The organism is Embleya sp. NPDC005971 (genome assembly GCF_040629175.1).
Lineage (GTDB): Bacteria > Actinomycetota > Actinomycetes > Streptomycetales > Streptomycetaceae > Embleya.
Genome location: NZ_JBEXUX010000009.1, coordinates 1 through 14,334 on the forward strand (window position 1 = coordinate 1; position 14,334 = coordinate 14,334).

The 14,334-nt window shown below is 71.8% G+C and carries 11 protein-coding genes; 7 read left to right on the plus strand and 4 right to left on the minus strand.

Going from position 1 to position 14,334, the window contains the following annotated elements:
- The coding region (locus ABZ374_RS10855; RefSeq protein ID WP_360309279.1) for a hypothetical protein at positions 1 to 1,368 on the plus strand (1,368 nt) is incomplete at its 5' end.
- 2 nt (positions 1,369 to 1,370) lie between these two features.
- A complete protein-coding gene (locus ABZ374_RS10860; protein ID WP_360309281.1) occupies positions 1,371 to 3,455 on the plus strand; it encodes a hypothetical protein in 2,085 nt (694 codons plus the stop codon).
- Positions 3,456 to 3,569: 114 nt separating this feature from the next.
- On the opposite strand, the gene ABZ374_RS10865 is transcribed toward ABZ374_RS10860, so the two are convergent.
- Complete coding sequence (locus ABZ374_RS10865; protein WP_360309283.1) at positions 3,570 to 4,655, minus strand: prephenate dehydrogenase; 1,086 nt, start codon at positions 4,653 to 4,655, stop codon at positions 3,570 to 3,572.
- Between the two features lie 169 nt (positions 4,656 to 4,824).
- Between ABZ374_RS10865 and cmk the strand changes: the two genes are divergently transcribed.
- Genes cmk through der form a run of 3 tightly spaced genes read left to right on the plus strand, consistent with a single transcriptional unit; the run spans position 4,825 to position 7,684 of the window.
- Complete coding sequence (cmk, locus tag ABZ374_RS10870; protein ID WP_360309285.1) at positions 4,825 to 5,511, plus strand: (d)CMP kinase; 687 nt, start codon at positions 4,825 to 4,827, stop codon at positions 5,509 to 5,511.
- Positions 5,508 to 6,173 carry a lysophospholipid acyltransferase family protein gene (locus ABZ374_RS10875; protein WP_360309287.1) on the plus strand — a complete coding sequence of 222 codons (666 nt, stop codon included), beginning with the start codon at positions 5,508 to 5,510 and terminating at the stop codon, positions 6,171 to 6,173. Before cmk ends, ABZ374_RS10875 begins: the two co-directional genes overlap by 4 nt.
- A gap of 44 nt (positions 6,174 to 6,217) precedes the next feature.
- Positions 6,218 to 7,684 (plus strand): ribosome biogenesis GTPase Der, encoded by a 1,467-nt coding sequence (gene der, locus ABZ374_RS10880; protein WP_360309289.1) that lies wholly within the window; start codon positions 6,218 to 6,220, stop codon positions 7,682 to 7,684.
- Between the two features lie 120 nt (positions 7,685 to 7,804).
- Here der and ABZ374_RS10885 read toward each other — a convergent pair whose 3' ends face one another.
- From ABZ374_RS10885 to ABZ374_RS10895, 3 genes are all read right to left on the minus strand, one after another.
- Positions 7,805 to 8,167: a hypothetical protein gene (locus ABZ374_RS10885; RefSeq protein WP_360309291.1), complete on the minus strand. Its 363-nt coding sequence runs from the start codon at positions 8,165 to 8,167 to the stop codon at positions 7,805 to 7,807.
- A gap of 95 nt (positions 8,168 to 8,262) precedes the next feature.
- On the minus strand, positions 8,263 to 9,576 hold the full coding sequence (gene bioA, locus ABZ374_RS10890) for an adenosylmethionine--8-amino-7-oxononanoate transaminase (RefSeq protein WP_360309293.1): 1,314 nt from the start codon (positions 9,574 to 9,576) through the stop codon (positions 8,263 to 8,265).
- Positions 9,577 to 9,646: 70 nt separating this feature from the next.
- Entirely contained in the window at positions 9,647 to 10,426 is a 780-nt protein-coding gene (locus ABZ374_RS10895; RefSeq protein WP_360309295.1) for a hypothetical protein, read from the minus strand.
- Positions 10,427 to 11,000: 574 nt separating this feature from the next.
- Between ABZ374_RS10895 and ABZ374_RS10900 the strand changes: the two genes are divergently transcribed.
- A complete protein-coding gene (locus ABZ374_RS10900) occupies positions 11,001 to 12,392 on the plus strand; it encodes a glycine betaine/L-proline ABC transporter ATP-binding protein (RefSeq protein ID WP_360309297.1) in 1,392 nt (463 codons plus the stop codon).
- Positions 12,385 to 14,271, plus strand: coding sequence for an ABC transporter permease/substrate binding protein (locus ABZ374_RS10905; RefSeq protein WP_360309299.1), 1,887 nt, complete (start codon positions 12,385 to 12,387; stop codon positions 14,269 to 14,271). The genes ABZ374_RS10900 and ABZ374_RS10905 overlap by 8 nt, the downstream gene beginning before the upstream one ends.
- The last annotated feature ends 63 nt before the right edge of the window (positions 14,272 to 14,334 follow it).

Genomic DNA, 14,334 nt, shown 5'->3' on the forward strand with positions numbered 1-14,334 from the left:
GATCTGGCCGGGTGGGTGGCGCCGGGTGGGCGGACGTTCTCCACGTACGAGACCAGCGACGCGGCGACGAAGCCGAGCTTCGTGGTGGTGCCGCGCTGGCCCAACGCGCCGGAGCCGGCCAACCGGGTCCGGATCGACCCGGATGCCGAGCCGGGCGAGGACGTGTTCCGGGAGGCCGCCCGGTTGTTGGTGCGGCGCTATCGCGAGTGGTCGTGGGAGGAGATGCTCGGCACGTTGCGGGAACTCGACGACGCGGTCGGGGCCGACGCGTCGAACCTGGAGCGTGCCGAGTACGTGCTCGGACGCCCTTCCGGGGCGGCGGCGCCGGCGGCCGGTCCGGTGTCGCGGGACGACCCGGCGGGCGAGGTGGACAGCCCGGTCCTGGGGTGGGCGAAGATGGGGCATTCCCGGGATACGGGAGTGACCGAATACGACACCTGGACCCACGGTCGGGACGAGCAGGACGAGCCGCACGATCAGGGCGGGTATCACCGGCAGGGTCGGTACGACGAGTCGGGCGACCTGGGTGAACAGGGCGAGCCGGGCGGGTATTTCCATCCGGACGCGCCGGACCGGGCGAGTGCCGCGCCCGCGCACGGTGCGCGTGGCCGGCGGGACGTTCACGGGAAAGAGGAATCGGACGAAGCGCTCGGGTCGTGGGCCGGCGGGCTCAGCAGCGGTCCGCCCGTGACCGGGTCGGCTCGCCAGGGCCGGCCGGAGTCGATCGGCCCGGTGAATCGTCCCGAACTGGCGCGGGACGCGCCGGTCTGGGCCGAGTGGGGCCGGTGGGACTGGGAGCCGTGGGACGACCTGACGGCGACCTGGGACGGATTCCTCGCGCTGCGGCAGGCCGCCGAACGGATGGCCGAGGACGGTGGCCGGGAGACGCCCAGGGTCGACAAGGCGATCGACCGCGCCGACACCGGTTCGCTGGCCGTCGCGCTGCTGCTCGTCGAACAACCGCTGCTCGGACCGGTGGTGCGGCGCCTGATCGCGCGAGTCGACCGCGAGTACGCGAATCCGCGGGGGGAGTGGCGTTCGCTGCGTTCCTACGGCGAGGTGCTCGGCCGGCTGCACGAGGGCATCGCCGCCCTCGCGGACTGCGGCGTGGACGAGGATGCGCTGCGGACCCTGTTGTGGCGGATGACCCGGATGGTCGCCGAGGACCAGGATCGTTTCCCGTACTTCGTCGCGGTGATCGCGGGCACGGTCATGCGACTTCGCACGTTCGACGGAGAGTGGGCGCACTATCAAAGCGTCCTGGTGCACGCGATGTCGGCCGCCGACTGCTATGGGTCGCTGCAGCGCGAATGTGGTCGACTCATGTTCGAGGAACTCGGCATCACGCCATACAGGACGGAAGCGTAGCCATGACGGCACGGGCGGGGCAGCCGCGAGGGAATCAAGCGCCGGCCGCCGCCGACGCGGGCGGGTTTCGGCAGATCGTCTACCGACGCCAGGAGGACGGCCTGCTCGGCGGGCGCGGGCTCGGGCCGATCGCGTCCTCGGTGCCCCGGGAGGAACTCCTGGCCTGGCACGACGACCTGCGCGAGCACGTGGCGGTGGACGCGGACGACCGCGGCGCGCCGGTGACCAGCGTCGCGCTCGTGCACACGGGGCGCGGCGCCGCGGCGATCCGGCGCGAGTACGTGGTCGAGGGCAACAACGCGCGCGTCCTGCTCGACCCGGGCCGCGATCTGGGTCCGCACGCCGCGTTGGTGCTCACCCAGGACCCGGTGTGGGCCGACGAAACCGCCCTGGAGGACATCCCGCGCGGCTACGAACTGCCCCCGCTGGCCCCGGGCTTCGTGACCGACGCGCGGGACGCGCACGCCGAACGGTTGCGCGCGCGGGCCCGCGAGCAGGCACACCTGCTGGAGGTCACGGTCGCCGCCGTGCTGCGCCACCCGGGCCGGTTCTTCTCGTTCCAACAGGGGGACGTGGGCATCGACCCGGTGCCGATGTTGTGGGGACTCTCCGACCTGCTGTTGTGGCTGGTGCCGGGAGCCTTCACGTTCTCCACGTTCGAGACGCTGGACCACTCGGCCAAGCCGCGGTTCGTCGTGCTGCCGCGCCGGCCCAGGGACGCGCAACCGTGGGCCGGCCGCTATCGGCTGCTGTTGCGCGACGAGCCCAAGACGGGTTCGGACGTGCACGCGCGTGCGGCGGGGCTGTTGGTGAGCCGGTACACCGACACCGACTGGCCGGGCATCCACGGCCTCCTGGAGAGCATGCTCGACCTGCGCCGATTCCCGCGCGAGCGGGCCGAGGAGCGGTCCCGGGAGATCTGCGCCCGGCTGGGCCGGCCGCGCGGCACGCCCCGGCCGCCGGCCGCCGAGGTCGCGGAACCCGCGCCGACGCCGACACGCGCGGAGCGGGCGGAGGCGACGGGGCGGGCCGAGCGCGTCGAGCGGGTGGCCCGGGCCGAGCGCGTCGAACGGGCCGAGCGCGTCGGGCGGACCGGACGCGAGCCGCGGGTGGTCACGGTGGCGGGGGCCGCCGAGGAGGAGCCGGCCTTTCCGTACGCGGCCGAACCGGCCCGCACGAGGTCCCTCGCGAAGGAGCGGGTGCCTCGCCCGACGGTGGCCTCGAAGGCGTCGCCCGAGCCGGTACGTGCTCCCGAGCCGGTGCGCGTGCCGGAGCCGGCCGAGCCGACCGAGACCCCGGACGTGATCTGGCGTGCCGACGAGGGCTTCGAGGAGATCGAGGACGCCTTCACCGGGCCGTGGCCGGGCTTCGAGGAGGAGCGCGGCGAACTGCCGATACCCGCGCTGCCGCTCATCGAGGACGACCCGGATGCCGACCCGGCCCGCGAGGTCGGCGGCGGACGGGGGAGCCCGCCGATCCCGGGCGCGCTGCCCGCCAGTGCCGGGAACGCGTCGTGGGGCATGTGGGCCGAGCACGGCGTCCCGGACACCGAGGTGGACAAGATACGGCGCGCGGTCAAGCGCCTCCCGGACAAGCCGACCCTGCGCGAACGCGCCCTCGGCGGCGGCGCGGCCAAGACCGAGGTCGCGGCCATCGACAACATCGTCACGCTCGCCGTCGCGCTCCGGCTCGCCGACCTGCGGGTGTTGCCGGTGATCGTGGACCGGCTGACCACCCGGCTGGAACAGCGCCGCCGGCAACTCGCGCCGGAGGCGTGGAACGCGGACGACCTGAAGGCGATGCGCAACACGCTGCTGGACGCCGAGGAGTTCGGCGACCGCCTCGAAGCGGCGGGGGCGGGCGAGAAGCGCACCCGCAAGCTGGTCGAGCAACTGCTGGTGGTGGTGCTCGCGCCCAAGGCCGACACCAAGGGCGTGCTGCGCGACGTCGCGATCCGGGTGCTCTCCGAACGCCGAGACCGCTCGCCGAACCCGCTGATCGAGGAGATCCTGCTCAACTCCCAGTGGGGAGAGGCGTTCCGCACCGAGATCGGGCGCCGCTGGGCGGAGCAGAACCCGCTGCGCTGAGCGGAGCGCGAGCCGGCGGGGCAGCGCGCCACGCCCACCAACCGGGTGGGCCCGCAGCGCGTCCGCCGGGGCCGCCCGCCGGGTCGGCGGGCGGCACCGGCGGGCGGCCCCGGGTCAGCGCTGCACGGTCCAGCCGCCGGCCCGCAGCGCCGTGGTGAGCGCCTCCGCCCGCTGCGGGTCCACCTGGAGTTCGACCAGGCCGGCCGGGCGACCCTGGGCGTGGTCGATCCGGATGTCCTCGATGTTGACCTCGGCGCGGCCCACGTCGGCGAACAGCCGGGCCAACTCGCCCGGCCGGTCCGGCACGACCACCGGCACGGCCTCGTACCGGGCGGCCGGCTGCCCGTGCTTGCCCGGAATCCGGCCGTGTCCCGCGTTGCCGCGGCGCAGCAGCGCCTCCACGTCGCGCGACCCCAGCTCGCGCTTGGCCTCGTCGTCCGCGGCCAGCGAACGCAACGCGCCGACCACGCCGTCCAGATCGGTCGCCAGCCCGGCGAGCACGTCCGCGACCGCGTTCGCGTTGGCGCCCAGGATGTCTATCCACAACCGCGGATCCGAGCCCGCGATCCGAGTCACGTCCCGCACCCCCTGGCCCGCGAGCCGGGTGTCGGTGTCCTGCGCGTGCTCCAGGCGCGCGGCCATCAGCGCGGACACCAGGTGCGGCGCGTGCGACACCAGCGCGACCGCGTGGTCGTGGTCGCGCGGCGCCATCACCACCGGCACCGCGCGGCACAACGACACCATCTCCAGCGCCCGGTTCAGCGTCTCGGTGTCGGTCTCGCGTGAGGGGGTGAGCACCCACGGCCGGCCGTCGAACAGGTCGGCCCGCGCGGCCAGCGGCCCCGAGCGCTCGCGCCCGGCCAGCGGATGGCCGCCGATGTAGCGCGTCGTGTCGCAGGCCAGATCCGCTATCGCCCGCAGCGGCTGTTCCTTGACGCTGGCCACGTCGGTGTAGCTGAGCGCGAGCCGCTCCGCCTGCACCGACCGCAACGTCTCGGCGATGAGCCCCGGCGGCACCGCCAGCACGGCCAGATCCACCGGCTCCGGCGGCGTCGCCTCCAGCCCCGCGCCCATCGCCGCCGCCGTCTTGACCGCGGTGCTGTCCCGATCCCGCAGATACACGGTGATCCCGCGGGCGGTCAGCGCGAGTGCGACGGATGTACCGATCAGTCCGGTGCCGACCACGGCGGCGGTACGCACGACGGGAACTCCAAAGGGCGGGTGACGGAATAATGGGCGAACCGATCAAGGCTATCCGTGACGGTACCCTCGGGCGGTGTCCTATCGCCCCGCGGCCTCCACTGCGCCGCCCGGTTCGGCAATACCCGTGACGGCCCCCGTGCCGGCAACAAGCGAAAGGTCGGCGACCGTGGAAGCCCGTACGCCGCTCGCGACCGCCGTGGTCGCCATCGACGGTCCGTCAGGGTCCGGCAAGTCCAGCGTCTCGCGCGCGGTCGCCGCCCGGCTGGGCCTGCGCTACCTGGACACGGGCGCGATGTACCGGGCGATGACGTGGTGGATGCTCGACAACGACATCGACATCCACGACCCCGCCGCGGTGGCCGCCGTCGCGGACCGACCGCGGATCGTCTCCGGGACCGCGCCGGAGGGCCCCACCATCACGGTGGACGGCCTGGACGCGGCCGGCCCGATCCGGACCGACGAGGTGACCAAGGCGGTCAGCGCGGTCAGCGCGGTGCCGCAGGTGCGCACCCGCCTGGTCGCGTTGCAGCGGGCCGAGATCGGCCGAGGCGGCATCGTGGTCGAGGGCCGCGACATCGCGAGCGTGGTGGCGCCCGACGCGGCGGTTAAGGTCTACCTGACCGCGTCCGAGGCGGCCCGCGCCGCCCGCCGCAACGCCGAACTGACCGGCACCCAGGCCACCAGCGTCGAGGCGACCCGAGCCGACCTGGCCCGCCGGGACGCGCTGGACTCCGGTCGCGCGGTCGCGCCGGCCGGGATGGCCGAGGACGCGATCCTGGTGGACACCACCGAGCTGGACCGCGAGCAGGTGGTCGACCACCTGCTCGCCCTGGTCGCGGAACACGTGCGGTGACCGCGGCCCTCGGGACCACCTCGAAGCCCCCGCTCGCCGGGGCCGCGCACTTCATCGGCGAACCGCTGCTGCGCAGCTTCTGGCGGGTGCGCGCGTTGGGCGCGTGGCACGTACCGATGGCCGGCCCGGTGATCCTGGCGGGCAATCACGCCAACTTCGTCGACGGGCCGATGCTCTTCGCCTTCGCTCCGCGACCCACGCAGGTGCTGGTCAAGCGCGAGATGTTCACCGGCGCGCTCGGCCCGATACTGCGCGGGATCGGCCACATCCCGGTCCAGCGCGGGGTCGCCGACCGCAAGATGATCACCGATTCACTCGACGTATTGGCGCGCGGCGGCGCACTGGGCGTCTTCCCGGAGGGCACGCGGGGACAGGCCGACTTCTCGGCAGTGCACAATGGACTTGCATATCTGGCATTGCGCTCCGGGGCACCCGTCGTCCCGGTGGCCTGCCTCGGCACCGGTGCGCGGGGATCCTCGATCGGTGCATTGCCGGGTCTGCGCTCCCGGATCGACGTGGTCTACGGCAAGCCTTTCCAGGCGGTCGAGAACGCCGACCGCCGGGCCACCCGCAAGGCCGTCCAGGCCGCGTCCGACCGCATCGTCGAACGGCTCACCGCGCACCTGCGCGAGGCCGAGCGGATGACCGGCCGCGCCGGCTGACCACGATCTTCACCCGTACCGCTACCCGAACGAGGAACACCCCCATGGAGCAGCACGCCGACGCCACGACCGAGGGCGCCTTCGACCCGGAGGCGTGGGAGGCGGGCTACGACCCCGAGGAATGGGTCGACCTGGACGGGGACGCCCCCGAACGAGGCGAGCACGGCGACGACTCCGGCGGACCGCTGCCGGTGCTCGCCGTCGTCGGTCGTCCCAACGTGGGCAAGTCCACGCTGGTCAACCGGATCATCGGGCGCCGCGAAGCGGTCGTCGAGGACACCCCCGGGGTGACCCGCGACCGCGTGTACTACGAGGCCAACTGGAACGGCCGACGGTTCACCGTGGTCGACACCGGCGGCTGGGAGCGGGACGTGGTCGGCATCGACCTGTCGGTCGCGGTCCAGGCCGAGTACGCGATCGACTCGGCGGACGCGGTGATGTTCGTGGTCGACGCGATCGTCGGTCCCACCGACAGCGACGAGGCCGTCGTCCGGGTGTTGCGCAAGTCCGGCAAGCCGGTGGTCCTGGCCGCGAACAAGGTCGACAACATGGCGCAGGAGGCGGACGCCGCCGCACTGTGGTCGCTCGGCCTGGGCCAGCCGTGGCCGGTCTCCGCCGTGCACGGCCGCGGCAGCGGTGACCTGCTCGACGCCGCGCTGGCGATCCTGCCGGAGGCGCCCGCACAGCGCTTCGGCGTGCTGGAGGGCGGGCCGCGCCGGGTCGCGCTGCTGGGCCGCCCGAACGTGGGCAAGTCGAGCATGCTGAACAAGGTCGCGGGCGAGAACCGGGTGGTCGTGGACAAGATCGCGGGCACCACCCGCGACCCGGTCGACGAGTTGATCCAGCTCGGCGGCAAGACCTGGAAGTTCATCGACACCGCGGGCATCCGCCGCCGGGTGCACCTGACTCAGGGCGCCGACTTCTACGCGTCGCTGCGCACCACGGCCGCGCTGGAGAAGGCCGAGGTCGGGGTGATCCTGATCGACGCCAGCGAGCGGCTGACCGAGCAGGACACCCGGATCATCTCGCTCGCGGTCGAGGCGGGGCGCGCGATCGTGATCGCGTACAACAAGTGGGACCTGATGGACGAGGAGCGCCGCTACTACCTCGAACGCGAGATCGAGCAGGACCTGGTCCAGGTCACCTGGGCGCCTCGGGTGAACGTCTCGGCGCTGACCGGACGGCACATGGAGAAGCTGGTCCCGGCGATCGAGACGGCGCTGGCGAGCTGGGAGAAGCGCATCCCCACGGGGCAGTTGAACGCGTTCCTGGGCACGCTGGTGGCCTCCAACCCGCACCCGATCCGGGGCGGTAAGCAGCCGCGCATCCTGTTCGGCACCCAGGCGGGCACGAAGCCGCCGCGGTTCGTGCTGTTCACGAGCGGGTTCCTGGAGGCCGGCTACCGCCGCTTCATCGAGCGCCGGCTGCGCGAGGAGTTCGGGTTCCCGGGGACGCCGATCGAGATTCGGATGAAGGTCAGGGAGAAGCGCGGTCGCAAGACCGGTCGCTGATCGCGGAGCCGACCGCGGATACGAGAAAGGCCCGGACGCCGGTGGCGTCCGGGCCTTTCTCGGGTTCGGCGGGGTTCCTCGGTGGGTGCTTTTGGCCGCGTGGATTCGATGGCACGCCGGTTACAGCGGAAGGTGGCCGTGCGGCGCGGGTACGCGTGGGGGCTGGGCGGGCACCAGGGAGGCGCCGCGGTGTCGGCCGTAGGTGGTGTAGCCGCCCGGGGTGGGGAGCGAGAAGTTCGGGAACGGGGGGTCCTGGGCGTACGAGTGGCTGATCGCGGCGGGGGCGCCGTAGGACGGGCGGCTCGCGGCGACGTCCTCGTTCGAGCGCTCGTGCGGGACGGCGCGGAACATCCGCCGCCACTCGGTCTCCAGCGCGTTGTAGATCGGCGTCAGGACGTCGTGGGCCGGGGTCGCGGGGGAGCCGACGGTGACCACGGGGTGGCCGAGTGCCCAGGTGCTGATGGAGTCGTCGAAACTGAACATACCGGGACCAACGAGAAAACGGCTCGACGGTTGCGGGGTGGGGTCGGGGCCGAGTCGTGGGTGCGGGAGGGCCGGCCGGCCCGTCGAGTCGTGGGTCAGGTCGCCGGCGCCGTGTGGGTGCGGACCGCGTCGATCATCGCGGTGGTGACCTTGGTGAGCTCCTCCGGGGTGATCACGTAGGGCGGCATCGTGTAGACGAGGCGGCCGAAGGGGCGGATCCAGACGCCCTGTTCGACGAAGGCGGGTTGCATGGTGGCCATGTCCACGGGGGTGGCGAGTTCGATGACGCCGATGGCGCCGAGGACGCGGACGTCCAGGACGCCGGGCAGGTCGCGGGCGGGGGCGAGGCCGGTTCGCAGGGTCTCGGAGAGGGTGCCGACGCGGTCGCGCCAGGGGGTGGACAGGAGGAGGTCCACGCTTGCCGACGCGATGGCCGCGGCGAGGGGGTTGGCCATGAAGGTCGGGCCGTGCATGAAGGCACCGCCTTCGCCGCGGGAGATGGTCGCGGCGACCTCGTCGGTGCACAGGGTCGCGGCCATGGTCAGGTAGCCGCCGGTGAGGGCCTTGCCCAGGCACATGATGTCGGGGGCGACGCCCGCGTGTTCGCAGGCGAACAGTTCGCCGGTTCGGCCGAAGCCGGTGGCGATCTCGTCGGCGATCAGCAACACGTGGTGTTGCGAGCAGAGTTCGCGGATCCGGCGGAGGTAGGCGGGGGAGTGGAAACGCATTCCGCCGGCGCCCTGGACGATGGGTTCCAGGATCAGGGCGGCGATGGTCGAGCCGTGCCGGTCGAGGAGTTCCTCGATGGGGGCGGTGTCCTCGGGGCGGAGTTCGGTTTCGAAGCCGGCCGGGGGGATCGGGGCGAACAGGTGGGTCGGCAGGACGTCGGAGAAGAGATGGTGCATGCCGCCGACCGGGTCGCACACGGACATCGCGCCGAAGGTGTCGCCGTGGTAGCCGCCACGCACGGTGAGCAGGCGGGTGCGTTCGGGCCGGCCGCGTCCGCGCTGGTATTGCAGGGCCATCTTCAGCGCCACCTCGACGGCGACCGAGCCGGAGTCGGCGAAGAAGACCTTGGCCAACGGCTCGGGCGTGATCTCCACCAGTCGGCGAGCGAGTCGCACGGCCGGCGGGTGGGTCAGGCCGCCGAACATCACGTGCGCCATGGTGTCCACCTGCGCGTGGGCGGCGGCGTTCAGCACGGGGTGGTTGTAGCCGTGGATCGCGGCCCACCACGAGGACATGCCGTCGATCAGCTCGCGACCGTCGGCGAGCCGCAGCCGCACCCCCTCGGCGCCGACCACCGGGAACAGCGGTGCCTCGCCCTCGGTGCTCGCGTACGGGTGCCAGATGTGCCGCCGGTCGAGGGAAACCAGTTCGTCGCCGTAGGCCGCGTCGTAGTGCTCCATAGGCCCGGCACGCTATCGGAGGGCGGGAGGCGGTCCGGAATCGGCCGCCCCCCACCGTGTTCGGGATCGTTCAGATGCCGCTGACCGGCACCGATCCGGCGGCCAGCAGGTTGCGCCGACCGGCCTCGCTGAGCGCGGCGGCCAACTCGTCGTTGCCGGTGTGGATGCCGATCGTGCCCACCGGGGCGGCGAACAGCAACACCACGCCGTGCGTCTTGGCCGCGTTCAGCCACGCCTCGGGCACCTCCGCCGGCGACTGCGCCTGCCACCACGCCTCGGTCCGGCCGCCCGCGCCGGGGAAGAGCACCGCGGTCAGGTAGCCGTCGGTCATCTGCACCGACCAGCCGCCGAGCAGCGGCGGCAGGGTCTCGTCCGGCGTGGCGATCGGCGCGAATCCGCGCTCGCCGAGCAGGGACAGGAACTCGTCCTGCGCGCCCGGCGTGCCCGGCCGGGCCACGGCGGCGCCGGGCTCGACCACCAGCGCCGCGTAGGTCACGCCCGCGCACACCACCATGCTGCCGGTGATCGAGATCGGCACCGGACCGCCGGGCACCACCGTCTGCACGGCCGGCCCCGGATTGGCCTGCGCGGCCAGCAGCGGCTCGACCGCCGCCTCGGACACCGGGATCACCTGCGAGGGGATGCAGCGCGTGTGCGCGAACGCGAGCACCGCGGTCTCCTCGGCCAGGTACAACAACGCACTGGTCTCCACGGAGGTGGTGTCGCCTTCGCCGCGGCACGAAGCGCACGCGTAGGTCTGGGGGCCGGTCTCCCCGGCCACCAGGCGGGCGGCCTCGTCGTCGCCGATCTCGGCGCGGACCTCGGGGCTGACGTCGAGCAAGCGTGACACGGAAGGCTCCATCGGTAGGGGTGCGTGCGACAGTGGGGGATCGCCGCCTGCGTTCTCGCGCCGGGACGTTACCGCCTGGTGACGTTGTGTCACATGGAGAATGCGCGAACGTCACTCCTATGGGGCATGTGCGCCCCGGCCGCGCCACGGCCATTCGGGGGACGGCGCCGGAGTGCACGCCCGTGCGTGACGGTCGACTCGGAGAGTTTGGAGAGGTCGGCGTCGGATGTAGGTTCGATGGGCGAGAGACATGAATACGGAGAGGTGAATCTGGTGTTATCTCATTAATTCGGACATTTCCGAATGGATTGATGAGATGAGAATCTCCATATGTTTCTCATCGGAACGACTCGGGCAAGTCACGCCCGGTAACAAATGCGGGATACAACTTTTCCGGGTTCGGACCCGGAACGGGCGTTCGACCCCGGACGTGCGCCGCTGCCGTGACGTTTCTGTGGCGGCCGTACTCCCGCAATCGCAGCCCGCGGCGCCGGTGCCCTCATCACGGCGGTGCTCCGGCGCGGAACCGAAACAGATGGTTCCGTTTCCCCGCGGCCTTAACGACGAGGTATGTGTGTCCAGACTCAGGGCCGAGGGCCTGTACAAAGTTTTCGGCCGGCGCGCCGACGACGCGGTTCGGCGGCTTCGCGCCGGCGAGAGCCGTGACGACGTACGCAAGAGCAATGCCACGCCGGCTGTCATCGACGTCTCGTTCGACGTCGCCGAGGGCGAGATCTTCGTGGTGATGGGCCTGTCCGGTTCGGGCAAGTCGACGCTGCTGCGCATGCTCAACGGTCTCCTGGACGCCACGGCAGGCGCCGTCTACATCGACGACCGGGATCTGACCTCGTTGCCCGCCAAGGAACTGCGCGACGTGCGCGCCCGGCGCATCAGCATGGTCTTCCAGCACTTCGCGCTGTTCCCGCATCGCACGGTGCTGGAGAACGCCGGCTACGGGCTGTCCGTGCAGGGGGTGCCGGCGGCCGAGCGCGATCGCCGGGCCCGCGAGGCACTGGCCCTGGTCGGGCTGGCCGGTTGGGAGGAGTCCGCGCCGGGCGAGTTGTCCGGCGGCATGCAGCAGCGGGTCGGCTTGGCCCGCGCGCTTGCCACGGACGCCGACATCCTGCTGATGGACGAATCGTTCAGCGCGCTCGACCCGCTGATCCGTCGCGAGATGCAGGACCAACTCCTGGAACTCCAGGAGAAGTTGCACAAGACCATCGTGTTCATCACGCACGACCTCAACGAGGCGATGCGGCTCGGTGACCGGATCGCGGTGATGCGCGACGGGCGGGTGGTCCAGATCGGCACCGCCGAGGACATCCTGACCGACCCCGCGAACGACTACGTGGCGTCCTTCGTCGCGGACGTGGACCGGACCCGGGTGCTGACCGCCGGTTCGATCATGGAGGACTCGCGCGCCACGGTGACGTGCGGCGAGGGCCCCCGGGTCGCGATGCGCACGATGCGCGAGGCGCAGACCACGGCGGCCTTCGTGGTGGACTCGCGGGAGAACGGCCGTCGGCTGCTCGGCGCGGTCACCGACGTCGCGGTCACCGAGGCCGCGCGGATCGGCGAACGCAGTGTCGGGGCCGATCCGAGCCTGGACGTGGTCACGGTGACCCCGCAGACCCCGGTGGCCGAACTGTTCACGCCGTGCGCGGAGAGCAGATTGCCGCTCGCGGTGGTCGACGAGGGCATGCGGCTGGTCGGGGTGATCCCCCGGGTGAGCCTGCTGGCCGCGCTCGGCAACGCGGCGCAGAGCGGATCGGGCGACACCGAGGGCGGCACGCTGGGCGTGACCGACACCGGCAGCGTCAAGATGCTGGTGCCCGCGGGACCGGCGGAGAAGTTGCTGCCCGCGGGTGTGGCCGGCGCGGCGCGGCCCGTCGTGGCCGGCCCGCTCGTCCCGGCTCCGGCCGGCGAGCGGGTCGTCGGCGAGGGCGAGGTGCGCGACGATGCCTAGGATCCACGTGGGCGACTGGGCGGAGAGCCTGGTCGACTTCATGCGCGACCACTTCTCCTGGTTGTTCGACTTCATCCAGAACGTGGTGGGCGGTGCGATCACGCACCTCGCCGACTGGCTGACCGACTCGCCGCTGCCGGCCGTGGTCGTGTTGTTCGCGGCGATCGGCTGGGCGGTGCGCGGCCTGCTGTTCGGGCTGCTCGCGGCGGTGGGGTTCCTGCTCATCGACGGCCTGGACATGTGGAATCCGGCGATGTCCACGCTGGCCCTGGTGCTGGTCTCGGCGGGGGTCGCGCTGCTGATCGCGATCCCGCTGGGCATCCTGACCGCGCGCAGCCGCGCGGTGGGCACCGTGGTCAAGCCGGTGCTGGACTTCATGCAGACGATGCCGGCCTTCGTGTACCTGATCCCGGCGATCACGTTCTTCGGTATCGGTGAGGTACCGGGCGCCGTGGCCACCGTGGTCTTCGCGCTGCCGCCCGGCGTGCGGATGACCGAGTTGGGCATCCGCAGCGTGGACGCGGAGATGGTCGAGGCCGGTGAGGCGTTCGGCACCAGCGAGTGGCGCATCCTCAAGGACATCCAGTTCCCGCTCGCGTTGCCGACCATCATGGCCGGCGTCAACCAGGTCATCATGTTGTCGCTGTCGATGGTGGTCACCGCCGGCATCGTCGGCGCGGGCGGCCTGGGCAGCGAGGTGTTCGGCGCGTTGTCGAACAACAACGTGGGGCTGGGCGTCGAGGCCGGTGTCGCGGTGGTCGTGCTCGCGATCTACCTGGACCGTACGGTCAGCGCGGCCGGCCGGCGGGTCGAGGCGCGGGCCGAACGTTCGGCGACCGAGCGTGCGGCCGACGGCTTCACGCCCAAGTGGCTGCTGGACTGGCGTCCGCGTCCGGTCGTCGCGGTCGGCGGCGTGGTCGCGGTCGCGCTGGTCGCCGGGCTGCTGGGCGGCTTCGGCCTCGGCGCGGCGGAGGACGGTCGCAAGAAGATCACGATCGGCTGGATCCCGTGGGAGGAGGACGTCGTGGTCACCAACATGTACAAGCAGTTGTTGGAGAAGCGCGGCTACGACGTCACGCTCAAGCAGCTCGACGTGGGCCCGCTGTTCCAGGGCATCGCGCGCGGCGACATCGACCTGTTCCTGGACGCGTGGTTGCCCACGCTGCACAAGAAGTACCTGGACGAGTACGGGTCCAAGCTCGAACAGATCGGGCAGTGGTACAACAACGTCGACGTGCAGCTCGCCGTCCCGAAGAACCTTCCGTACGACTCGGTCGAGGATCTCAAGGGACACGAGAAGGAGTTCGACGGTCGGATCGTCGGCATCGAGCCCGGCGCGAACATCATGGACCTGACCGAGAAGAAGCTGATCCCGGACTACGGGCTCGACTTCGACCTGGTCAAGAGCAGCACACCCGCGATGATCGCCGAGTTGGACCGGCAGATGGCGGCGGGCAAGCCGATCGTGGTGACGATGTGGCGTCCGCACTGGGCGTACACGAAGTACGACATCAAGCCGCTGGCCGACCCGAAGCAGTCCTATGGCGCGCCGGGGTGGATCAGCTCGATCGGTCGCCAGGGCTTCGCGAAGGACTTCCCCGAGGTGAACACCTGGGTGAAGAACCTCAAGCTGGACGACTCGGTGCTCGGGCCGCTGGAGAAGAAGGTCTTCGTCGACTTCGAGGGCAAGCCGAACGCCGCCGCGGAGGGGGTCAAGGCATACCTGAAGGAGAATCCGGAGGTCGAGAAGAAGTTCCTGGCGGACCTGCCGCCCGCGGGTGGGGAGCAGCCGAGGACGCCGGATCAGGGTGGACAGGGCGGGAGCGCCCGGCCGCAGTCGTTGCCGGCGCCGACCCGGGAGTCGGCGGGCGTGAGCTGACGGTTCGGCGCCTCGGCCCGACCCGGTGAACCGACGACGGGGCCGCCGCACGCACGTCGTGCG

Bases quoted from the DNA above. Each gene is read 5' to 3' on its own strand.
- ABZ374_RS10860 (WP_360309281.1), top strand. From the start codon at position 1,371: ATGACGGCACGGGCGGGGCAGCCGCGAGGGAATCAAGCGCCGGCCGCC.
- der (WP_360309289.1), top strand. From the start codon at position 6,218: ATGGAGCAGCACGCCGACGCCACGACCGAGGGCGCCTTCGACCCGGAG.
- ABZ374_RS10885 (WP_360309291.1), bottom strand. From the start codon at position 8,167: ATGTTCAGTTTCGACGACTCCATCAGCACCTGGGCACTCGGCCACCCC.
- bioA (WP_360309293.1), bottom strand. From the start codon at position 9,576: ATGGAGCACTACGACGCGGCCTACGGCGACGAACTGGTTTCCCTCGAC.
- ABZ374_RS10905 (WP_360309299.1), top strand. From the start codon at position 12,385: ATGCCTAGGATCCACGTGGGCGACTGGGCGGAGAGCCTGGTCGACTTC.